Origin of the sequence: uncultured Clostridium sp. (assembly GCF_910588715.1) — a bacterium.
Classification (GTDB): domain Bacteria; phylum Bacillota; class Clostridia; order Clostridiales; family Clostridiaceae; genus Clostridium.
On record NZ_CAJURG010000002.1, the window covers coordinates 34,511 to 57,562 of the forward strand.

General features: G+C 28.4%; 18 protein-coding genes. 2 read left to right on the top strand and 16 right to left on the bottom strand.

Annotated features, from left to right (window positions below; all coding sequences use genetic code 11):
• Positions 1 to 36: 36 nt before the first annotated feature.
• The 9 genes from QZ321_RS04830 to QZ321_RS04870 all read right to left on the bottom strand — a co-directional run bounded on the left by QZ321_RS04830 (position 37) and on the right by QZ321_RS04870 (position 12,352).
• Positions 37 to 969, bottom strand: coding sequence for a helix-turn-helix domain-containing protein (locus QZ321_RS04830; RefSeq protein WP_366512896.1), 933 nt, complete (start codon positions 967 to 969; stop codon positions 37 to 39).
• Positions 970 to 1,258: 289 nt separating this feature from the next.
• Positions 1,259 to 2,497, bottom strand: coding sequence for a phosphoribosylamine--glycine ligase (purD, locus tag QZ321_RS04835; RefSeq protein WP_291745905.1), 1,239 nt, complete (start codon positions 2,495 to 2,497; stop codon positions 1,259 to 1,261).
• Between the two features lie 165 nt (positions 2,498 to 2,662).
• The gene (purH, locus tag QZ321_RS04840; protein ID WP_291745902.1) at positions 2,663 to 4,168 is read right to left on the bottom strand and encodes a bifunctional phosphoribosylaminoimidazolecarboxamide formyltransferase/IMP cyclohydrolase; all 1,506 of its coding nucleotides are present in this window, start codon (positions 4,166 to 4,168) and stop codon (positions 2,663 to 2,665) included.
• Between the two features lie 13 nt (positions 4,169 to 4,181).
• Positions 4,182 to 4,784 carry a phosphoribosylglycinamide formyltransferase gene (gene purN / locus QZ321_RS04845; RefSeq protein WP_291745900.1) on the bottom strand — a complete coding sequence of 201 codons (603 nt, stop codon included), beginning with the start codon at positions 4,782 to 4,784 and terminating at the stop codon, positions 4,182 to 4,184.
• Complete coding sequence (gene purM, locus QZ321_RS04850) at positions 4,772 to 5,773, bottom strand: phosphoribosylformylglycinamidine cyclo-ligase (protein WP_291740013.1); 1,002 nt, start codon at positions 5,771 to 5,773, stop codon at positions 4,772 to 4,774. The genes purN and purM overlap by 13 nt, the downstream gene beginning before the upstream one ends.
• Before the next feature lie 46 nt (positions 5,774 to 5,819).
• The gene (gene purF / locus QZ321_RS04855; protein WP_291745898.1) at positions 5,820 to 7,235 is read right to left on the bottom strand and encodes an amidophosphoribosyltransferase; all 1,416 of its coding nucleotides are present in this window, start codon (positions 7,233 to 7,235) and stop codon (positions 5,820 to 5,822) included.
• 85 nt (positions 7,236 to 7,320) lie between these two features.
• A complete protein-coding gene (purC, locus tag QZ321_RS04860) occupies positions 7,321 to 8,025 on the bottom strand; it encodes a phosphoribosylaminoimidazolesuccinocarboxamide synthase (RefSeq protein WP_291745894.1) in 705 nt (234 codons plus the stop codon).
• Entirely contained in the window at positions 8,025 to 8,504 is a 480-nt protein-coding gene (gene purE / locus QZ321_RS04865) for a 5-(carboxyamino)imidazole ribonucleotide mutase (protein ID WP_291745890.1), read from the bottom strand. Before purE ends, purC begins: the two co-directional genes overlap by 1 nt.
• Before the next feature lie 101 nt (positions 8,505 to 8,605).
• Entirely contained in the window at positions 8,606 to 12,352 is a 3,747-nt protein-coding gene (locus QZ321_RS04870; RefSeq protein WP_291745887.1) for a phosphoribosylformylglycinamidine synthase, read from the bottom strand.
• Positions 12,353 to 12,777: 425 nt separating this feature from the next.
• On the opposite strand from QZ321_RS04870, the gene QZ321_RS04875 reads away from it, so the two are divergent.
• Entirely contained in the window at positions 12,778 to 14,955 is a 2,178-nt protein-coding gene (locus QZ321_RS04875) for a UvrD-helicase domain-containing protein (protein WP_291745884.1), read from the top strand.
• A 138-nt stretch (positions 14,956 to 15,093) separates the two neighbouring features.
• Here QZ321_RS04875 and QZ321_RS04880 read toward each other — a convergent pair whose 3' ends face one another.
• The 7 genes from QZ321_RS04880 to QZ321_RS04910 all read right to left on the bottom strand — a co-directional run bounded on the left by QZ321_RS04880 (position 15,094) and on the right by QZ321_RS04910 (position 20,739).
• Complete coding sequence (locus tag QZ321_RS04880; protein WP_291745881.1) at positions 15,094 to 15,498, bottom strand: arsenate reductase ArsC; 405 nt, start codon at positions 15,496 to 15,498, stop codon at positions 15,094 to 15,096.
• Between the two features lie 42 nt (positions 15,499 to 15,540).
• Positions 15,541 to 15,897: a thioredoxin family protein gene (locus QZ321_RS04885; RefSeq protein WP_291745879.1), complete on the bottom strand. Its 357-nt coding sequence runs from the start codon at positions 15,895 to 15,897 to the stop codon at positions 15,541 to 15,543.
• A gap of 42 nt (positions 15,898 to 15,939) precedes the next feature.
• Entirely contained in the window at positions 15,940 to 16,953 is a 1,014-nt protein-coding gene (locus QZ321_RS04890) for a permease (protein WP_291745876.1), read from the bottom strand.
• Between the two features lie 138 nt (positions 16,954 to 17,091).
• Positions 17,092 to 17,400: a metalloregulator ArsR/SmtB family transcription factor gene (locus tag QZ321_RS04895; protein WP_291745873.1), complete on the bottom strand. Its 309-nt coding sequence runs from the start codon at positions 17,398 to 17,400 to the stop codon at positions 17,092 to 17,094.
• Between the two features lie 341 nt (positions 17,401 to 17,741).
• Entirely contained in the window at positions 17,742 to 19,292 is a 1,551-nt protein-coding gene (locus QZ321_RS04900; RefSeq protein WP_291745869.1) for a caspase family protein, read from the bottom strand.
• A 75-nt stretch (positions 19,293 to 19,367) separates the two neighbouring features.
• Positions 19,368 to 20,309 (bottom strand): SPFH domain-containing protein, encoded by a 942-nt coding sequence (locus QZ321_RS04905; RefSeq protein WP_291745866.1) that lies wholly within the window; start codon positions 20,307 to 20,309, stop codon positions 19,368 to 19,370.
• Between the two features lies 1 nt (position 20,310).
• Complete coding sequence (locus tag QZ321_RS04910; RefSeq protein WP_291740033.1) at positions 20,311 to 20,739, bottom strand: NfeD family protein; 429 nt, start codon at positions 20,737 to 20,739, stop codon at positions 20,311 to 20,313.
• 349 nt (positions 20,740 to 21,088) lie between these two features.
• On the opposite strand from QZ321_RS04910, the gene QZ321_RS04915 reads away from it, so the two are divergent.
• Positions 21,089 to 22,993, top strand: a complete 1,905-nt coding sequence (locus tag QZ321_RS04915; protein WP_291745863.1) for an NAD(+) synthase — start codon at positions 21,089 to 21,091, stop codon at positions 22,991 to 22,993.
• Positions 22,994 to 23,052 lie beyond the last annotated feature (59 nt).

The following is a 23,052-nucleotide window of genomic DNA, read 5'->3' on the forward strand; positions in this document are numbered from 1 at the left end:
CTATAATTATAACTTAGTAATTTTTACTAATATACACTATTTCTGTTTAATAATATAATTATCCTGCCAAGTTTTCCTGTACTCTAAAGGATTACACCCTATCTGTTCATTGAATACCTTTCCAAAATAACTAGCACTTCCAAATCCACATTCATAACTTATATTAGTAATAGTTTCTTTAGTATTTATTAACATAAAACACGCCTTTTCTATGCGATATTTTTTTAAATATTGTATTGGGGATATATTTAAATACTTATTAAACATTCTAAAACACTCTCTTTCACTTAAATATGCAGAATTAGCAATTTTCTTAATAGAAATTTTTTGTGAATATTGTTCATGAATATAAATCATCATCATTTTTAACTTATCTGTTATATCATTGTTATAAAATTCTTTATTTGATAAGTTGTTTAAAAGTTTTAATACTTCATACCATATATCGCAAATAGCTGAACGTAAGTTTAATTCATATCCAAATTCATTACTAGATATTTTAAAAGAATTATAAATTTTATTTAAAATTGGTACATGTTCTTTTACATCAGGAAACAATGGTATTATTTCAATATTAGTTGCATTAATAAATGGAGCAAAATATTTTTTATCTATTCTACTACCTTCATGTCCACTTAAGAATCCCACATCAAAAATATGCAAAAATTGAATATTATTTTCTATTATGCTTTTGGGTTTTGTCATATGAAGAACATTAGAATTTACAATACCTCCTGAACCTTTAGTAAAAACTACTTTTCCTTGTGGAGTATAATACTCCAATATTCCACTTTCTATATAAAACATTTCTATTTCTTTATGCCAGTGCCAAGGAACAAATCTTCCTACATATTTATCTAACTCTGCACAAGATGCTGTATATGGAAAATCATGATTTATATTAGAAAAAAGTTCTTCCCTGCTTCCATTACGAAATTCTATACAATTTACCTTTTTTATAATTATCACCTCATAATTTATCTATCTTATATCGTAAACTATTCATCACTTACAAAAGTGCAAGTTTCTTGGCCAATGTTCCTAATAAAACAAGTTTACCAAAGTTCATAAGGTATCCCCTACCTTAAATTATATAACTTTTTTTATTCATAATATCTAATTTTTATCTATACAATATCTTACATATTATAATTTAGATATACTTTTATATTCTATAAATATATAAAATTATTATTTTATATAAGCTAAAAACACCACCAGCAAATTTGCCAATGGTGTTTTTGTTTTATTTAAATTTTTAAATATCTTTTCTAAAATATTTTCCTTCAAAATTAACCATTTCAGTTAACTTATAAGCTTCTTCTCTAGCTTCTTCAACAGTTTTACCTCTTCCAACAACAGATAAAACTCTTCCTCCATTAGTTCTTAAAACTCCATCTTGAAGCTTAGCCCCAGCTAAAAATACTTTATCTTTTATACTTTCATCAATGGTAATTTCAAAGCCTTTTTCAAAACTTCCAGGGTATCCCTTAGAAGCTAAAACTACATTTACACAAGCTCCATCATACCACTTAACCGAAACTCCATCTAATCTACTTTCTAAAGCTGCTTCAACTAAATCAACTAAATCATTTTCCATTAAAGTTAATACAGATTGAGTTTCTGGGTCTCCCATTCTTACATTATACTCTAATAAATAAGTTCCCTTCTTAGTTATCATAAGACCAAAGAATATAATTCCCTTAAAGTCAAATCCTTCTTCTTGAATTCCCCTTAAAGTATTGGCAACTATATTTTCATTAAAATCTTTCATTACATCTTCAGTAACAAATGGATTTGGTGCCAAAACTCCCATACCACCAGTATTTGGGCCCTTATCTCCATCAAAAATTTGCTTATGGTCTTTTCCTGAAATAAAAGGTATTAAAGTAGTTCCATCAGTAATTGAAAGAATTGAAGCTTCTACTCCTTCAAGGAATTCTTCAATAACAACTCTTTGTCCTGCACCTTTAAATACATCTGAAACCATAAAATCATCAATTGTTTTAATAGCTTCTTCTTTATTTTCTGCAATTACAACACCTTTACCAGCTGCTAATCCATCTGCTTTAATAACTATTGGATACTCACAATTTTCTAAATAAGCCTTTGCTTCATCATATTTAGTAAAAATGCCATATTCAGCAGTTTTTACTCCATACTTTTTCATAAAATCCTTAGAAAAAGCCTTACTTCCCTCTAGTTTAGCTCCCCTTAAATCTGGTCCAAAGCATTTAAGTCCTGCATTTTTAAATTTATCTGTTATTCCCTTTGTTAATGGATCTTCTGGCCCAACAAAAGTTAAATCTATATTGTTTTCTCTTGCAAATACAACCAATTCATCTATATCAGTAATATTAATATTTTCACATTTATTTTCTAATGCTGTTCCACCATTACCGGGTGCTACAAATATTTTACTAACCCTTTCGCTTTTTGCAAGTTTCCAAGCAATTGCATGTTCTCTTCCCCCAGAACCAACTAATAATATTTTCATTTTATTAACCTCTTTTCTTTTAATTTAAATTACTTGTAACTATAAGCCCTATAAACTCAAACGGCAAATTAAGGATAAAACTACTTAGTAGTTTATAAAAATTATAATTTTTATAAAGTAAGCCTAAGTTGAATTTATTCCTTAACTTGCCACTTAACCATTTTATTAGTGTTTAAAATGTCTTATTCCTGTAAACACCATAGTTATTCCATGTTCATTACAAGCATCAATTGATTCTTGGTCTCTCATTGAACCACCTGGTTGAATTATTGCTTTAATTCCATATTTAGAACATTCATCAACTATATCTCTAAATGGGAAGAAAGCATCTGAAGCTAATATAGTTGCTCCTTCTCCTCTTCTTAAAGCATCCATTGTTGGCCAAATTCTATTAACTTGACCTCCACCAATTCCTACAGCAACACCATCTTTAACTGTAACTATAGCATTTGATTTTACATATTTAACAACTTTCATACCAAATACTAAATCCTTCATTTCAGCTTCTGTTGGCACTTTTTCTGTAACAACTTTTAATTCATTTAAAAGTTTACTATCTTCTTCTTGAACTAAAATTCCACCATCAACAGTTACCATAAACCTTTTATCACATGGTTTAACATTACACTTAATAACTCTTAAATTTTTCTTAGATTTTAAAACTTCTAAAGCATCTTCATCAAACTCTGGAGCTGCAACTACTTCTAAGAATATTTTTACCATCTCCTCTGCTGTAGCTTTATCAATCTTTTTATTAATAGCAACTATTCCACCAAAGATTGAAGTTGGGTCTACATCATGTGCTTTAGTGTAAGCTTCTAAAGAAGTTTCACCTATAGCAACACCACATGGAGTATTATGTTTTAATGCACAACAAGCTGTTTCTTCAAATTCATTTGCAACTTTCCATGCAATATCTAAATCCTTAATATTATTATAAGAAAGCTCTTTACCGTTTAAAATTTCAAAGTCATTCATGCCACCATCAAATTCATTTGAAACATAATAAGCAGCACTTTGATGTGGATTTTCTCCATATCTTAAACTTTGCTTTTTCTTATATGAAATTGAAAGATATTCTGGATATTCCTCTTCATCTGAAAGCATAAAATTAGAAATTGCTGCATCATATGCACTCATTAAGTTAAATACCTTACCTGCTAATTTCTTTCTTAACTTATAACTAACGTCTCCTGTTTCTTTAATTTCATTCATTACAGCTTCATAATCAGATGTATCACTTATAACAACGACATCTTGAAAATTCTTAGCTGCTGCTCTAAGCATTGTTGGTCCACCAATATCTATAAATTCAACCTTTTCTTCAAAGCTTAAATTTTCTCTTACCTTTTCAAAGAAAGGATATAAATTAACTATAACCATGTCTATAGTTTCAATATTTCTTTCTTTTATAGTATTCATATGTTCATCATTATCTCTTATAGCAAGTATTCCTGCATGAATTATTGGGTGAAGAGTTTTAACTCTTCCATCTAGCATTTCTGGAAAATTAGTAACTTCATTAACTTCTGTTACAGAAACTCCATTTTCCTTTAAGTGCTTATAAGTACCTCCAGTTGATATAATTTCAACTCCATTTTCTGCCAAAAATTTTGAAAAATCTAAAACTCCAGTCTTATCAAATACACTAACTAATGCTCTTTTAATCATGTAAAAATCCTCCCTATTTTAAAATATTTACTCTTCCATCTATAATATCAACTTTACCTCTGCTTAATAAGTCAATAGCTTTTGGTAATAACTTATGTTCTTCTACTAATACTCTCTTTTGAATATCTTCTGCTGTGTCACTAAAATATACTGGAACTACTTCTTGAAGTATTATTGCTCCTCCATCTACTTCTTCATTAACAAAATGAACTGTGCAACCAGTAAACCTAACCCCTGAAGCTCTTACTGCATTATGCACATGCATTCCATACATTTTATCTCCACAAAAACTGGGTATAAGTGAAGGATGAATATTTATTATTTTATCTTTAAATTCTTTTAATATTTCTCCATCTAATATTGAAAGATATCCAGCTAAAACTATTAAATCAACCTTCCCCTTAGTTAATTCTAATATCTTATTAGAAGTTTCTTTTCCATACTCTTTTTTTGAAACAACATAAGTAGGAATATTAGCATTTTTAGCTCTTTCTAAAGCATAAATGCCTTCTTTGCTTCCAATAACCATTTCAACCTTAAAATTTTCATTTTTATAACCTAAAATCGATTGAAGGTTTGAGCCTCCACCAGATACAAGTACTGCTACTTTAAGCAAACTCCTTCACCTCCAGCTGTTACAATTCCAATTTCATAAGCTTTTTCACCTAATTCAATAAGCTCTTTTATAACAGCATCAACATCTTTTTCATCAACACATAAAACAAAACCAATTCCCATATTAAATGTATTGTACATATGATTTCTATTTACGCCTTTATTTATCATATCTTCAAAAATTGCTGGTAATGGATAACTTTCCTTATTTATTTGTGCAGTTAATTCTAAGCCATTAAACATTCTTGGAACATTTTCAATAAATCCACCACCTGTTATATGTGCCATACCTTTAATATTAAATTTTTCAAGTAAGCTTAATATTGGTTTAACATATATCTTTGTTGGAGTGATTAAAGTTTTCCAAACCTCTTCTCCATTAAACTCTTCATTTAAATCTTCATATAATTTTCTAACTAAGGAAAATCCATTTGAATGTATTCCTGAAGAAGCTATACCTATTAATTTATCTCCTGGCTTAATATCTTTTCCATTTATTATTTTATCTTTATCAACAATACCTACTGCAAAACCTGCAATATCATATTCTCCTTCTTTATAAAATCCTGGCATTTCAGCAGTTTCTCCACCAACTAAAGCACAATCTGACTTAACGCATCCTTCAGAAACACCTTTAACTAAATCTGCTGCTACTTCTGCTTCAAGCTTTCCACAAGCTATATAATCTAAGAAAAATAATGGCTTTGCCCCATGACATAAAATATCATTTACACACATAGCTACACAGTCAATTCCAACTGTATCATATTTTTTAGTTTTAAATGCTATTTCAAGCTTAGTTCCAACACCATCTGTACCAGAAACTAAAACTGGCTTTTTATATCCTTCTGGTAATTCAACCATTCCAGCAAAACTTCCAAGACCATTTAAAACATATTCACTCATTGTCTTTTTAGCATATTCTTTTATAAGCTTTACTGATTTATAACCTTCTTCTATATTAACTCCAGCTTCTTTATAAGTTATCATTTAAATTACCTACCTTTCAGTTTCTATAAATTATCATTTAAATTACCTACCTTTCAGTTTCTATTGGTGTTGCAACTGGATATATTCCATTAAAGCAACCTACACAATATCCTTGGTTTGCATTAAAGCATTTATACATTCCTTCCATAGTTAAATATCCTAAAGAATCGCAACCAATTATATCTCTTATTTCTTCTAAAGAATGATTAGCTCCTATAAGCTCTTTTCTATAAGGAGTATCAATTCCAAAATAACATGGATATTGAACTACTGGTGATGCAACTAAAAAGTGAACTTCTTTTGCACCAGCTCTTCTTAATGATTCAACTAAATGTTTTGATGTAGTTCCTCTTACTATCGAATCATCAATAAGAATAACTCTCTTTCCATTAATATTTACCTTTAAGGGATTTAACTTAACAGCAACAGCTCTTTCTCTAACTTCTTGAGAAGGTGTTATAAATGTTCTTCCAACATATCTGTTCTTTACAAATCCAGTATCATAGGGAATTCCTGATGCTTTAGCATATCCTATAGCTGCTGGTATTCCTGAATCTGGAACAGCAACAACTACATCTGCTTCAATTGGATTTTCTTTATATAATTGCGCTCCTGCTCTAACTCTTGATTCATGAACATCTAATCCATCTATTATTGAATCTGGTCTAGCAAAATATATATATTCAAAAGCACAAGTTTGGCATTGAGTATTTTCAGAGTATCTATAAGATTTTATTCCATTTTCATCAATTACTACAATTTCACCTGGATCAATATCTCTAACAAGCTCTGCACCAATTGCATCTAAAGCACAACTTTCAGAAGTTAAAATATATCCTTCATCAATTTTACCTAAAGAAAGTGGTCTTATTCCATGAGGGTCTCTTACACCAATAAGTTTATTTTCTGTTAATATAACCATTGCAAATGACCCTCTAACTGCTTGAATAGCATCTAATACAGCTTTTTCAACTCCCTTTTTAGCTCCTCTTGCAATTAAATTTGCAATTACCTCAGAATCAATTGATGTATGGAATATATGTCCACCATCTTCAAGTAATTCTCTAATAACATCTGCATTAACTAAAGTTCCATTATGCGCCATAGCTATTGGCCCTAGCTTCGTTTGGCTTAATAATGGTTGGGCATTTTCTATTCTAGTATCGCCACTTGTTGAATATCTAACATGTCCTATAGCTGCAAATCCCTTTAAACTATTTATATCTTCTTGAGAAAAGGCTTCTGTAATAAGTCCCATTCCCTTTTTAATATTTATATCTTCACCATTTGCAACAGCTATACCCGCACTTTCTTGACCCCTATGTTGAAGTGCATATAAACCATAATAAGTCATTGATGCAACATCTAATGGAGATTTTGAATAAACACCAAATACTCCACATTCATCTTTAAATTTATCTATGCTTGGATCCATTATTATATTATCTAACTTTGGATTCATTATTTATAACCTCCTACTTATTAAGAAGTAAGAGTTGAAATGTAATAAATTACCTTTGCATTTCACTCTTAATTATCAACTCTTCCTACTCCTGAATTCTCTTTAATATTTCAATATAAGCATCTTTAACATTACCAAGGTCTCTTCTAAATCTATCCTTGTCTAATTTTTCTCCAGTTGTTGCATCCCAAAATCTACATGTATCTGGTGAAATTTCATCTGCTAAAACTATATCACCATTATATCTACCAAATTCTAATTTAAAATCTATTAATCTTATATTAGATTTTAAGAACATATTCTTTAAAATATCATTTATCTTAGCTGTTAAAGAATAAATCTTTTCTAATTCTTCAAAAGTTGTTGCTCCAATACCTACTGCATGATAATCATTTATTAATGGATCTCCTAAAGAATCATCTTTATATGATAATTCAAATACTGTTGTTTTAAGCTCTGTTCCTTCTTCAAGCCCTAGTCTTTTTGCCATAGAGCCAGCTGCGACATTTCTTACTATTACTTCTAATGGTACTATTTCAACCTTTTTACATAATTGTTCTCTGTCATTTAATTTTTCTATAAAGTGAGTTGGAATACCCTTATTGTTTAACATTTCAAATAACATTGAAGTAATTGCATTGTTTAATACGCCCTTATCTTCTATTTGCCCCTTCTTTTCTCCGTTAAAAGCAGTTGCATCATCTTTGTAATAAACTATTACTTCATCAGCTTTATCTGTAGCATATATTTTCTTTGCCTTACCTTCGTACATCATTTCTAACTTTTCCATTATAAATCCACTCCTTCACCATTTTCTAAAATAAATTTTTCTTTCATTTCTTTTCTATATTGAACTAACTTTTCTTTTAAAGCTTTATCTCCAACAGCTAACATTTGTACTGCAAGCATTCCCGCATTATAAGAATTATTTATTCCAACTGTTGCAACTGGAATAGATTTTGGCATTTGAACTATTGAAAATAATGCATCTAATCCTTCAATTGCTCCCTTACAAGGAACTCCTATAACTGGCATTGTAGTTTGAGAAGCTATTACTCCTGGAAGATGAGCTGCAAGTCCTGCCCCTGCAATTACAACTTCACATCCTTTAGCTTCACAGTCTTTTAAAGTTTCTTCTAACTTTTCTGGAACTCTATGAGCCGATAAAACAAATGCCTTATACTCAACTCCAAACTCTTTTAAGCAATTTGCTGCACCTCTCATTATTTCCGTATCAGATTTAGATCCAAAAAATATTGCTACCTTCATTTTAATTCTCCCTACACTTTAAATTCTAATTCATTATTTATTTAAGAAACTCCCGAAGGAGTTTCCACCTTAACTTGCTACTTATCAATTAAAACTTGAAATTATTTAAAGTATCTAACTCCTGACTCAAAAATCTTTTGATCAAAATTTCCTGGTACATTTTTATAAAGATTATCTCCAATTCTTTCAGAATGCCCCATCTTACCAAGAACTCTACCATCTGGACTTGTTATACCTTCTATTCCAAGCATTGATCCATTTGGATTAAATGGCATATCTAATGCTATATTTCCTTTATTATCAACATATTGCGTTGCTACTTGTCCGTTTTCTATTAATTGTTTTAATAACTTTTCATTCGCAACAAATCTACCTTCACCATGAGAAATTGCTACATTGTGAATGTCTCCTAAATTTACTCCACTAAACCATGGTGATTTATTTGAAACAATTTTAGTTTTGATTATTGAGCTCATATGTCTATTAATTTCGTTATAAGTTAATGTAGCCATATCTTCTTCAATATCAACTATTTCACCATAAGGAACTAATCCTAGTTTAATTAAAGCTTGGAAGCCATTACAAATACCTAACATTAATCCATCTCTATTTTTTAATAAATCCATAACTGCATCTTTAATTCTTTCATTTCTAAACACTGTTGAAATAAATTTTCCAGATCCATCTGGTTCATCTCCTGCTGAAAATCCACCAGGTAACATTATTATTTGACTTTCTCTAATTTGCTTTTCTAAAGTTTCAATTGATTCTGTAAAAGCACTATTAGAATAATTTTTAAATACAAATGTTTCTGTTTTAGCTCCTGCATTTTTAAATGCCCTTTCACAATCATATTCACAATTTGTTCCTGGGAATACTGGAATTATAACCTTTGGTTGTGCAAGCTTTATAATAGGTGATTTAACATTTGACTTATTATATAAAACTTCTTTTACAGTTTCGTTTTTACTATTAGTTTTAATTTTAAATACATTAGATAATTTTTCTTCATAAGTTTTTTCTAAAATATCTAATTTAAAATCTAAATCATATTCTTCTGAAATTATTTTTTCTTCTTTAATTGTTAAGCCTATTGCCTTGTAAGCGCATCCTTTAAATTCTTCATCTAAATTTACAAAAGACTTAACTTCTAAAACTAAACTTCCATAGTTTAATCCAAAAAGTTCTTCTTTATTTAAATTACAGAATTCAACCCCAATTTTATTACCGAAAGCCATCTTTGAAAGTGTTTCCGCTACCCCACCAAATTTAACTGATGATGCAGAAATTACTTTACCTTCTAAAATAAGCTCATGTAATTTTTCTAAATTCTTTTTATATTCTTCAACCTTTAATGTATAATCTTCATTTCTTTCAGCCATTAAAAATACTAATTGCGAACCAACTTCTTTAAACTCTGCCGAAATTATATTCTTTGCCTTTTCAATTCCAACTGCAAAAGCAACTAATGTTGGAGGAACATCTATACTTCCAAAGCTTCCAGACATTGAATCCTTACCACCAATTGCAGGTATTCCTAAATCCATCTGTGCTTGATATGCCCCTAATAATGCTGCAAATGGTTTTCCCCACTTTTGTGGATTTTTTCCTAGCTTTTCAAAATACTCTTGAAGAGTTAATCTTGCTTTTCTAAAATCTCCACCAACTGCTGCTAATTTTGTTACAGCTTCAATTATTGAGTAATATGCCATATGATATGGACTCCATACCCCTAAATCTGGATTAAATCCATAACTCATTATACTTGCATCTTTACTTTCTCCATCTAATACTGGAATCTTAGCTACCATAGCTTCTTGCTTTGTTGTTGCATCTTTTCCTCCATAAGGCATAAGAACTGTTCCTGTACCTATAGTAGAGTCAAATCTTTCAACTAAGCCCTTTTGAGAAGCAACATTTAATTTCTTTAAATTATTTATCCACTCTTCTTTGACATTTACATCACCAACTGATAAAGGATATTCAGATGGCAAACTAACTTCTATATTTGTTACTTGTCTTGCCCCATTTGTATCTAAGAAACTTCTTTTTAAATTAACAATTTCTTTGCCTCTCCAATACATTCTTAATCTATCTGTATCAGTAACCTCTGCAACAACAACTGCTTCTAAATTTTCTTCCTTAGATAATTCTATAAATCTATCTACATTTTCCTTATCAACAACTACTGCCATTCTTTCTTGTGATTCAGAAATTGCAATTTCAGTTCCATCTAAACCTTCATACTTCTTAGGAACCTTGTCTAAATTAATATCTAGCCCCCTAGTAAGTTCTCCAATTGCAACTGAAACTCCACCTGCTCCAAAGTCATTACATCTTTTTATCATCTTAGCCACTTCAGAATTTCTAAACAATCTTTGAATTTTTCTTTCTGTTGGGGCATTACCCTTTTGAACTTCTGCTCCACATTCATTTATTGAATCTTCAGTATGTTCTTTTGATGAGCCTGTAGCTCCACCAACTCCATCTCTTCCTGTTCTTCCCCCAAGTAAAATTACTATGTCACTAGGCTTTGGCTCTTCTCTTACTACATTTTCTTTTGGTGCTGCTGCTATAACTGCACCAACTTCCATTCTTTTAGCAACATAATTTGGATGATAAACTTCCGAAACTTGTCCAGTAGCTAAACCTATTTGATTACCATAAGAACTATAACCATGTGCCGCTCCTAATGTAATAGTTCTTTGTGGTAATTTACCTTTTATAGTATCTTCTACTTTAACTGTTGGATCTGCTGCTCCAGTAACTCTCATTGCTTGATATACATATGTTCTACCTGAAAGTGGGTCTCTTATAGCTCCTCCTAAACAAGTTGCTGCCCCACCAAAAGGTTCTATCTCAGTTGGGTGATTGTGTGTTTCATTTTTAAACATCACTAAGTATTCTTCATTACCCTTATCTGTTTCTATGTTAGCTTTTATTGAACAAGCATTTATTTCTTCTGAAATGTCTAGGTCTTCTAACATTCCTCTTTTTCTCATTTCTTTCATAGTAATAACTGCTATGTCCATCAACGTTTCATCTCTATCTGTTTCTCCATAAACAAAATCTCTTGATTTTAAATATGCTTCGTAAGATTTTTGAACTTGATTATTTAATTTACCTATTTCAAAGGTTACATTTTCAATTGCTGTGCTAAATGTTGTATGTCTGCAATGATCTGACCAATAAGTATCAATAACTTTTATTTCAGTAATTGTAGGTGTCTTTTCTTCTTCCTTAAAATAATCTCTTATCATTAATAAGTCTTCTACACTCATTGCTAATCCTAAATTTTTGTGAAATTCTTCTATTTGATTTCTATCTTTATTAACAAAATCATAAAGGACTTCTACATCACTAGGCTCTGATAATTCTGAATAAAGCTCAATGCTATCTATTTCTACTTCTCTTGAATCTACTGGATTTATATAATATTTTTTTATTTTATTTACTTCTTCTTCAGTCAAATCACCTTTTAAAACTATTACCTTTGATGATTTTACTTCTACTTTATCTTGAGCCCCTAATAATCCAATGCATTCAGATGCAGAGTCAGCTCTTTGGTCATATTGTCCTGGTAAAAACTCAACTGCAAATGCAATTTCATTTTTATCAATTGGAAGGCTTCCTTCATATAAATTATCTACTGTTTTTTCAGCAAATATTGTATATAAAGCTTTCTCATAATAATCTTCTTTCATTTTACCTAATATATATTTATTAACTACTCTAACGTCTTTAAGATTATCTATTCTTAAATTGCTTTTGAAATCTTCCATAAGGCTTTTAGCTTCAACATTAAAACCATTTTTCTTTTCTACAAAAATGCATTTAAATCCTAACATTATATACCTCCATATCCCCTTTAAAAAATACGAACATTTTTACATTTTTTATTTATATTCTTCGTGTTAATTAGATATTACCAATTTATTTTCATTTTGTCAACTTTATTAAAATTTTATATTTTAATTTTCGTCATATATCCGAAACTTATTTCATTTTTTCTAATTTTAATTCGCACATATAACTATTAATTCTTTTATTGTATAGCCGTACAATAATTATAGATACTATATAAATAAAAAAATATTCTTTTAAATTTAATTAAAATAAAAAAAGCCGCAAGATAAACTTGCGACAAAATCCTACGTAACCTAAAAGGTTATTAATATTTTAACCAATTAAAAATCTTTTATTCTTCTATACTTGACACATTGGTTTATAAACATTAAAATTTAAAGACTGTATTTATAAGGAGATAGATAAAATGCTAATTGGAAAAGACTTATATGATGAAAAAATTTATTTAAAAAATACTATAGAAAAAATAAATGATCTTTTAAAAAGTTATGGTATATCTAGCGATAAACAAGATAAAGAAATAATAAAACATAGAAAATTTCTTTGGGATAATAGAAATGAGCTTGATGAAATTGAAATTAATGAAAACTGTGGACAAGTAGCTTTAAATGAGCAACTTCATTCAAAGAAAATTTCAAGAATTAGAACATTAGAAAAACAACTTTCTAATCCTTACTTTGCAAGATTAGACTTTAAAGAAGATGGAGAAGATGCCGAAAGCTTTTATATAGGATTATCAACAGTTGAAGACGAAGATAATTTTGATATTTTTGTATTTGATTGGCGTTCACCTGTTGCCAATATGTTTTATGACTTTGAGGCCGGTCCTGCATACTATGATGCTCCAGTTAGAAGAATTCACGGAGAAATTGAATTTACAAGACAATACAATATAAAAAATGGTGAAATAGTATTTATACATAATTCTAACGAAAGTTTATGCGACGAAGCTTTAACTTCTATGTTAAGTGGAAATGCTACAGATAAAATGAAAAATATAGTTGCTTCTATTCAAAAAGAACAAAATGATATTATTAGAAGTGATGATAGCAAAGTATTATTTATACAAGGAGCTGCTGGCTCTGGTAAAACTTCAATTGCATTACATAGATCAGCTTATCTTTTATATAAACATAGAAAAAATTTAACTGCAGAAAATATTCTAATTTTTAGTCCAAATGAAGTTTTTGCAGAATATATATCTGATGTATTGCCTGAACTTGGCGAAAGCAATATTCGTCAAACAACTTTTGAAATTTATTCAAAGAGATTTTTACCTACAAATTATTTATACGAAACAAAAAATGACCATTTAAATTATATTTATTCTAATATACTAAATTTAAATGAATTTAAAAAAAGAACTAAAGCCATGGAGTATAAAAATACTTTAGATTTTATGAATATATTAAATAGCTTTACTTTAGATATTCCAAAGCTTATAACTACTATTAATCCAATAATAATTGAAGGTAATAAAATAGTTAGTAAAAGTTTAGTTGAAAATATATTCTTTGAAAGATTTAAAGATATACCATTTTTAAATAGAATTGATGTTATTAAGCAAAGCTTATTTTCACAAGTTGAAAATAAATATTTATCTTCAAAAGATAATTCCCATTTTGATTATGTAGAAGATAAAAAAACCTTCTATGATTATTGTAAAAATCAAGTTGATATTCAAGTTGATTCTATGATAAATACATTAGATAGTGTTGCTATATATAAATTACTTTGGAACAACATAGAAAAATATACTAATTTAAATTTAACTGATATAAAAGAAATAACATTAAATTCTTTAAACAATAATGAAGTTAAATATGAAGATATTACTCCAATAATTTATATTAGATCTGCCCTAGAAGGCTTTAGAAGCTATGGAAATATGAAGCATGTTCTTGTAGATGAATGTCAAGATTATAGTCCTTTATTTTATGAAATAATTAAAAAATCATTCCCTAATGCTTCTTTAACTATTATGGGTGATTTAAATCAAAGAATTGATAAACATTCAAATGTAAAAAGTAGAGATGGAATTACTAATATATTTAAAGATATTAAAACTGTAATATTAACTAAAAGTTATCGTTCAACTGCAAATATAACAAACTTTACAAAAGATATATTAGATACTCATGAACCTATCGAAGCTGTTGAAAGAATTGGAGAAAATCCTACTATTTATTTAACTTCTAATAATTTAAGTGAAAAAATTTCTGAAAAAATTATAGAAATGAAAAATAAGAATTATAAATCAATAGCTATTATTTGCAAAAATAAAGAAAACTGTGAAAATCTTTATTCTTCATTAAAAGAAAGTGTTCCTGATATAAACTTAATAATAAGTGATAAATGTGAATTTAAAGTTGGGGTTAATATAATATCATCTTATATAGCAAAAGGCTTAGAGTTTGATAGTGTAATCTTAGCTGATGGTGAAAATTATTTATCTAATGAAGATAAACATTTATTCTATACAGCTTGCACAAGAGCATTGCATGAATTGCATATATTCACTAATACTTCACTTAAAGAAATTTTACCTAAGGATTCATCTCTTTATTCTATTGTAAACAACTAAGATAAAAAAGTATCGTATATTTGAACTATCTATTACCTATTTTAAAAAGGATAGTTCATATTTAATACGATACTTTATTTATAACAGAACACACTTGACTAATATATTATAAATTTATTCTATTTTACTCAAACCACATTAAATATTATTATTTTTAATTCTTTCTGCTAAATCTTTAATCCTTTCCTCTATTATCTTAGCAGTTTTAATAAACTCTTCCTCCGATTTCCCTGTTGGATCTTCAAGCCCCCAATCTTCAATATGATTAGCCGGTAAATAGGGGCATATAACATTACATCCCATTTTTATAACTATATCTACATTAGGTATATCTGATAAAAGCTTTGACTTTTGAGTTTCATTCATGTCAACATTATATATTCTCTTTATTACCTTTACTGCATCTTGATTAATTTTAGGTTTAGTTTCTGTTCCTGCTGAATAACTCTCAAATATATCTCCACCATATATCTTCCCTAATGCCTCTGCCATTTGTGACCTACATGAGTTATGAACACAAATAAATGCTACTTTCTTTTTCATCTTAAAATTTTCCCTTCATCTTACAAAAGTTTAATATAAGCCTTACTGCATAACTTTTTTTAATAACTTTATAGCTTCATCAATTGTTAGAATCTTTCCATAACTAACAACTTTTCCATCTACAACAATTGCTGGTGTAGTCATAACACCATAACTAGCTATAATAGAGAAGTCCGTTATATGATCAACCTCTGTACTATAACCTAATTGTTTTAATGCTTCAACAACATTTTTTTCAAGTTCATTACATTTGGCACATCCAGAGCCTAATATCTTAACTCTCGCCCCTTGAGATTGTTTTTCTTTAGCTTTCCTCATACTTTCTTCGCTGCAATTACCACCACAACTACATACCTTAGATTTTTCACTCTTAGCTTTTCCAAATTTAAATAATGTCATAATTTAAATCCCCTTTCAAAATATTAATATATAAATTAAATTTTACGCAAAAATAAATGAATAAAAATTAAATAAGTAACCTATGATAATAATTCCTACGGTTACAATTCCTATGAATAATGCTAATAATTTTGGTTTTACAGCTTTTCTAAGCATTATCATTGAAGGTAATGAAAGAGCTGTTACAGCCATCATAAATGATAATATAGTTCCAAGACCTGCCCCTTTAGCAAATAAACTTTCAGCTACAGGGATTGTACCAAATATATCTGCATACATAGGAACACCAACTAATGTAGCTAAAATTACTGAAAATGGATTATTTCCTCCAAGAACATTTTGAATCCAATCTTCTGGTATTACATTGTGTATAATAGCTCCAATAGCCACACCTACAAAAATATAAGGTGCAACCTTTTTGACAGTTTCCCAAACTTGCTCCTTTGCATAACTTAATCTATCTTTAAATGATAAATCTGGAGCTTCAATATCTACTGTACCTGCTGATTTGATAAACTCTTCAACATACTGTTCCATGTTCATCTTCTCTATTAACGTTCCACCTAACACAGCCAAAATAAGCCCTACAACTACATATGCAATAGCAACTTTAGCACCGAATATACTCATCAATAAAACTAATGATCCTATATCAACTAACGGTGATGAAATCAAGAATGAAAAAGTTACTCCTAAAGGTAATCCAGCACTCGTAAATCCAATAAATAATGGAATAGATGAACAAGAACAAAACGGAGTTACTGTTCCAAGTAAAGCTGAGATAGTATTAGCAACTATTCCATCGAACCTTCCTAATATTTTCTTTGTTCTTTCTGGTGGGAAGAAACTTTGAATATATGATATTATAAATATCAATGCTGAAAGTAATATAAAAATCTTTACAACATCATAAACAAAAAACTGAATACTACTACCAAGTTTTTGTGTTATATCTACTCCCATCAACTTCAAAACTTTTCCTATAAAACTATTAAGCCAGTGCATACCTAATAATTGATCTTGAATAAATAACCAAATTCCTTCTATAATCTTCATATCAAATCCTCCTAGATATTTATATTTATTCATTTGGATATATAGATGTGTATTTGTTTTTACCTCCTTTTAAATATATTCACATATCTAAATTTATAGATATATTCTTTTAAAAAAATACCATCTAAATAAGATGGCTTAGTTATCATGCTTACCCACGTTAGTCGAATCTACTATTGTAAACTCTTCTAATAACATTTTAGCTCTTTTTACTCCTTGCTCATTAATTGAATAATAAGACCATTTACCTTCTTTTCTTGCAACAACTATACCTGAATCACATAATATTCTCATATGATGCGATAATGTGGATTGTCCAATATATAGTTCATCTAATAAACTACATGCACACTTTTCACCACTTTGTAATAATTTAAGTATTTGCAACCTTTTTTCATCACAAAATGCCTTAAATACCCTTGTACTACTTTCAAAACTAATCACCAATTAATCACCTCATATCTATTTTTATCGATATGTATTATCTTATACCTTCCTTTACTAAATGTCAATTAATTTTTATATAAGAATTAATCCACATTATTCTAATTTTTTATAAACTGTAATAATTTAAAAATATATTTATCTATATTTTTACTATATATAAATTATATATGAATTAAGCTATAAAAAGTTTCAAATTTTTATATGTTTTTATTACTGTATTAATTTTCCTTTATAATATTAATCAAACATCCATGTTTTCTATATAATTAATTTTAAATACGAAAACTACCTAAATATAAATGTATAGGTAGTTTTCTATAAATTATCATTCTCTATTCATTTTAATAATTTGGGTTATAAAATAACTTATTTTCTACTCTTTTAACCTTTTCTAAATCTTCATAATATCTTTTTATTGAATAATCTATACATAATTTTCTATTCTTTTCATCTCTTTGCTCCATTCCATGCTTATTATAGAATAATGTGAAATTATGTATTGTTCCAAATAATTCTTTACAAACTTTATCCCATTCATAAATTTCCTTAGGTGGAAAATTCAAACTTGTTGATAATAAATAATATTCATCTATTCTTTTTCTTAAACTTTTTGTTTTATAAACTAATTCCTCCTCATTATACTCTCCATTTCTATACTCATTATATATACTGATAAATTCTTCAGCATCAGTAACTAACCCCCCTAATATTTCCTTTATTTTTATTATACTAATCTCATTTTCGTTCGTATTTTCTTTTTCGAATTTCTTTAAAAACTCATAATATGTAAAAATTTCATAATGAATATTATTTATGATAAAGGTATTTTTATTATTTACTTTGTACCACCATTCTTTATCTTGATTATCATCTACCCATGTAGTTTTACAAATAAACGTATTACTAAGCATATCATATTCATCACGTCCAAAAAATATCCATATAATACTTGCATATACACCTTTAAAATACTCTTCACTTTTTAAGCTATTATAAACATCTATTCCCTTTATTTTATCTTTAATTTCTAATGATATTCTCCCAATCTCCTCAATAGAAAATGGTTCTTTCAATATTACATTAACAGAATATCTTTTTACTATACTATGAACTGGATTGACACTATAAATAATATATTCATCAGTTTCTTCATATATTTTTTTTATACAATATGGAGTATACTCCTTTACTTTGAAATATACTGTACCACCCATATTAGCTCTAAAGATTGGTTCTTGTCTTTTTTCATTATTTTTTAGATTCCATATTTCCAAATATAATTTTACAAGTTTTTGGATATCATATAGTGATTTTTTCCCTTGCTTCACTATTCCTTTATCACAAAATGCATTACATAAAAAATAAGTGAAAACACTCATATCTTCTGTTGGATGACCATATGAGTATTGTTGTGCATTGCTTGATGCCAATACTGCATAACCCTTACTGACAAATTCAGTTATTGTTTGCTGTATATTAAACTTTGAACTACCACTAACCGAAAAATTACCAGATAAACATGCATCTAATAATATTATCTTACTCTTGCATTTCATCTTTTCAAAATAGTCAATAATTTCATTAGTTAAAAATATTTTATCACTAAAAACAAGATAATGCTTATCTTCGATTGTTATTCCATGTCCTGAAAAATAAAAAATTATAGTATCTTCTTCTTGCAAACCCTGGGATAATTTTAATAGACTAGTTACAAAATCATCGCATGTTACAATACCAGATTTACCAACTGTATATATATTTTCACTTTCTATATTCAGCCCAAAAGATAATGCTTCTTCGATAGCTATAATATCATTTTTGCAAAAATATAAATTATCAATCTCTTCTTCAAAATATATGCTTACACCTACTACTAAAGCTTTAACCGCCATAAATTCCTCCTATTTTTTAATTTTTTATTCAAGAAAGGATATCGCCAATAAAAAGTAGGCAATATCCCCTTCTTATTATTTATCTTTTTTAAGCATTTCAGCAATAGCTGCTATGCTACCAAGTGAAGATAAAGTTTCATTTGGTAATATAAGCTTATTAGCTGGATTATTTGCCATTTCTTTTAATGCTTCAATTTGCTTTAATGCAATTACTGTTTCATTTGTTCCTGATTCTATAATAGCCTCATTTACTTTTCTTATAGCTTCTGATTCTGCTATTGCTATTTGCTCAATAGCCTTTGCCTTACCTTCTGCTTCAAGTAATTGAGATTCTTTTAAACCTTCTGCCCTTCTAATATTAGCTTCTTTTTCTGCCTCTGCTGCAAGGATTTTAGATTGCTTTTCCCCTTCTGCTTTTTCAATTTGAGATTGTCTTAAACCTTCTGCTTGAAGAATCATAGCTCTCTTATCTCTTTCAGCTTTCATTTGCTTTTCCATAGCTTGTTGAATTTCAGCTGGTGGAATTATGTTTTTAATTTCAACTGATAATACCTTAATTCCATAAGCATCTGTAACTTCATCAATAATGCCTAATAGTTGTTGGTTTATGCTATCTCTTCCTGCTAATACTTCATCTAATGTCATGTTACCTAAGATATTTCTTATATTAGTTGTTGCTGAATAAACTATACCTGATTTATAATCTTCAATATTATATACTGCGTCTTTAGCATTTAACATCTTATAAAATATAACATTATCAACACTTATTTTAACATTATCCTTTGTAATAACTGATTGTGGTGGTACATCTAAAATTTGTTGCTTAGTTGATACCTTTTTTCTTACAAAATCTACACCTGGAATTACAAAATGCCAACCTGGTTCTAAAATCTTATGAAATTGACCTAATCTTTCTACTACATATAAATATCCCGTATTTACTACCTTAATTGAAGATAGCAATATTATAAATAAAATAACTAATACTGCTACTAAAAAAATCATACCTGTCATATTAATCCTCCTTTAATTTAACAATTAACTTATTTCCTTCTATACCTGTTATGGTATATCTTTCACCTTTTTTAATTATTTTACCTTTGTTATAAGCAGTCCAATAAATCCCGCTCACTTTTATCTTTGACTTTTCTTCCATATCTTCATTTGCAATCATTTCTTTACCAATATAAGTTTGCTCCATAGTTGGTACATGATTTACATCTGCTTTAAACTTTTTCTTTGCCCAAGGGTATCCAATAGAAACAGTGGCTACGCCCATCACTAAAAACGCAACAATTTGCCACGCTACTGATATTCCAATTAAAGAAAGTATTATAGCAACAAAAGCACCTAATGAAAACCACATAAAGACAAAAGTACTAGTAACAATATCAATAGCAATTACTGCAATAGCAACAAGTATCCAAACAATAACCTCAACCATTAATCTTCCCCCTTTCTGTTATTACATATTTCTTAGTAAATACTTATAAAAAATATACTAAGAATATGTGTTATTTTTATTATATCCTATATTTTCCAATTTTTACAGTAAAGTTTAGTACGCTTCTCTTCTTAAGTATAATTAAATTATATTTTATACCTTAACTTATTTCAAGTTATAAAACATCTTAAAAAGCGTTATTTTTTATCATTTAAACAGTTTTAACATACTTTTCTTTTAAATCCATTGATTTTCTAAAGCTTTCCTTTTATTATTGATTTATATGTATTTTATTAACCTTGGAATACAATACTAAATTTATATAATGTAACGGAATGGAGATGAATCTATGGACTTTATTAAAGTAGGTGCTGCTTGTCCAAAGACAAAGGTATCAGATATAAAATATAATGTTGAAAATATATGTTTTTGTATAGATGAAGCATATGATAAAGGTGTAAAATTTCTTGTTTTTCCTGAACTTTGTATTACTTCTTATACATGCGGAGACTTATTTTTAACTTCTGTACTTTTAAATAAAACTTTAGATGGATTAAAAGAAATTTGTGAGTATTCAATAAATAAAGATATGCTAATTGCTGTTGGTGCTCCATTAATTCATAATAACGTTTTATACAACTGCGGTTTTATGATTTTTAATGGTAAAATTCTAGGCGTTGTACCAAAATCCTATATTCCAAACTATAGTGAATTTTATGAAAAGAGATGGTTTACTGAAGGTATTAACTTAATTGATGAAATTATAGACTTACCTTTCCAAGAAAATATACCTTTTGGTACTAATTTAATTTTTACAAGTTGTGATTATAAATTCGCCTTAGAAATTTGTGAAGATTTATGGGTAACTATACCTCCAAGCTCTTATCTTTCTCTTTTAGGAGCTAATATAATAGGAAACCTTTCAGCTTCTAATGAACTTGTAAGTAAAAAAGATTATAGAGTATCTTTAGTTTCTAATCAAAGTGCTAGATGCATGACTTCTTATATTTACTCTTCTGCTGGAGTTCATGAATCTACAACTGATTTATTATTTAGTGGACATTTATTAATAAGTGAAAATGGAGCTATATTAAAAGAAAATCATAGATTCCAAAGAAAAAATGAAGTCATTACTTCATGTATAGATATATTTAAGCTTAACTCCGAAAGACTTAAAAACTTAAGTTATAGAGCTTCATCAAATATAGTTCCTTTTAAAGCTAAAAATATATTATTTAAATTTAATAATATAGAAATTAAAACTTTTGATAGATATGTTGATAAACACCCTTTTGTTCCTTCAAATGAACATGAAAGAGAAGAAAGATGTAGAGAAATATTTAATATTCAAGCTTCTGCTTTAGCTAAGCGTTTAGAACATACTAATCTTAAAAAAGCTGTTATAGGTATTTCTGGAGGACTTGATTCTACATTAGCACTTTTAGTAGTAGTTAAAACTTTTGAACTTTTAGGTCTAGACAATAAAGATATTATAACAATTACTATGCCAGGCTTTGGTACAACTGATAGAACTTATAATAATGCATTATGCTTATGCAATGAATTAGGAACAGATTTAAGAGAAATAAATATAGTTGATGCTGCTATACAACACTTTAAAGATATAGGACATGATAAAGATATACATGATGTAACTTATGAAAATGTTCAAGCTAGAGAAAGAACTCAAATTCTTATGGATTTAGCAAATAAAGAAGGCGGATTATTAATAGGTACAGGTGATTTATCTGAACTAGCACTTGGCTGGTGTACTTATAATGGAGACCATATGAGCATGTACTCTGTTAATCCTTCAATCCCAAAAACACTTGTTAGATATTTAGTTAAATATGTTGCTGAAAAAGAATCTAATCAAGAAGTAGCTCATACTTTATTAGATATATTAGATACTCCTGTTAGCCCTGAATTACTTCCAAAGAGTGATGAAGGTGATATAGTTCAAAAAACAGAAGACATTGTAGGTCCTTATGAACTTCATGATTTCTTCTTATATCATTTTATAAAACATGGTTCATCTAAAGAAAGAATTTTACTTTTAGCAAAAGAAGCTTTTAAAGAGGATTATTCTACAGAAGAAATTGAAAAGTGGCTTGATAAATTTATTTATAGATTCTTTACTCAACAATTTAAAAGAAGTGCTTTACCTGATGGTCCTAAGGTTGGTTCAATATCTCTTAGCCCACGTGGAGATTGGAGAATGCCTTCAGATGCTTCATTTAACTCTTTTAAATAAAATTAAAATATTTAATTATTAAAAAATAAAAGGACTGTTTCACTAAATAATTAGTTAAG

Excerpts from the sequence above, each read along its gene's own strand:
- QZ321_RS04915 (WP_291745863.1), top strand. The coding sequence starts at position 21,089 with ATGGACTTTATTAAAGTAGGTGCTGCTTGTCCAAAGACAAAGGTATCA.
- QZ321_RS04885 (WP_291745879.1), bottom strand. The coding sequence starts at position 15,897 with ATGACATTATTTAAATTTGGAAAAGCTAAGAGTGAAAAATCTAAGGTA.
- purH (WP_291745902.1), bottom strand. The coding sequence starts at position 4,168 with ATGATTAAAAGAGCATTAGTTAGTGTATTTGATAAGACTGGAGTTTTA.
- purF (WP_291745898.1), bottom strand. The coding sequence starts at position 7,235 with ATGAATCCAAAGTTAGATAATATAATAATGGATCCAAGCATAGATAAA.
- QZ321_RS04880 (WP_291745881.1), bottom strand. The coding sequence starts at position 15,498 with ATGAAAAAGAAAGTAGCATTTATTTGTGTTCATAACTCATGTAGGTCA.
- purE (WP_291745890.1), bottom strand. The coding sequence starts at position 8,504 with ATGAAGGTAGCAATATTTTTTGGATCTAAATCTGATACGGAAATAATG.
- purD (WP_291745905.1), bottom strand. The coding sequence starts at position 2,497 with ATGAAAATATTATTAGTTGGTTCTGGGGGAAGAGAACATGCAATTGCT.
- purC (WP_291745894.1), bottom strand. The coding sequence starts at position 8,025 with ATGGAAAAGTTAGAAATGATGTACGAAGGTAAGGCAAAGAAAATATAT.
- QZ321_RS04910 (WP_291740033.1), bottom strand. The coding sequence starts at position 20,739 with ATGGTTGAGGTTATTGTTTGGATACTTGTTGCTATTGCAGTAATTGCT.
- QZ321_RS04870 (WP_291745887.1), bottom strand. The coding sequence starts at position 12,352 with ATGTTAGGATTTAAATGCATTTTTGTAGAAAAGAAAAATGGTTTTAAT.
- QZ321_RS04905 (WP_291745866.1), bottom strand. The coding sequence starts at position 20,309 with ATGACAGGTATGATTTTTTTAGTAGCAGTATTAGTTATTTTATTTATA.
- QZ321_RS04875 (WP_291745884.1), top strand. The coding sequence starts at position 12,778 with ATGCTAATTGGAAAAGACTTATATGATGAAAAAATTTATTTAAAAAAT.
- QZ321_RS04890 (WP_291745876.1), bottom strand. The coding sequence starts at position 16,953 with ATGAAGATTATAGAAGGAATTTGGTTATTTATTCAAGATCAATTATTA.
- purM (WP_291740013.1), bottom strand. The coding sequence starts at position 5,773 with ATGATAACTTATAAAGAAGCTGGAGTTAATATAGAAGAAGGTTATAAA.
- QZ321_RS04900 (WP_291745869.1), bottom strand. The coding sequence starts at position 19,292 with ATGGCGGTTAAAGCTTTAGTAGTAGGTGTAAGCATATATTTTGAAGAA.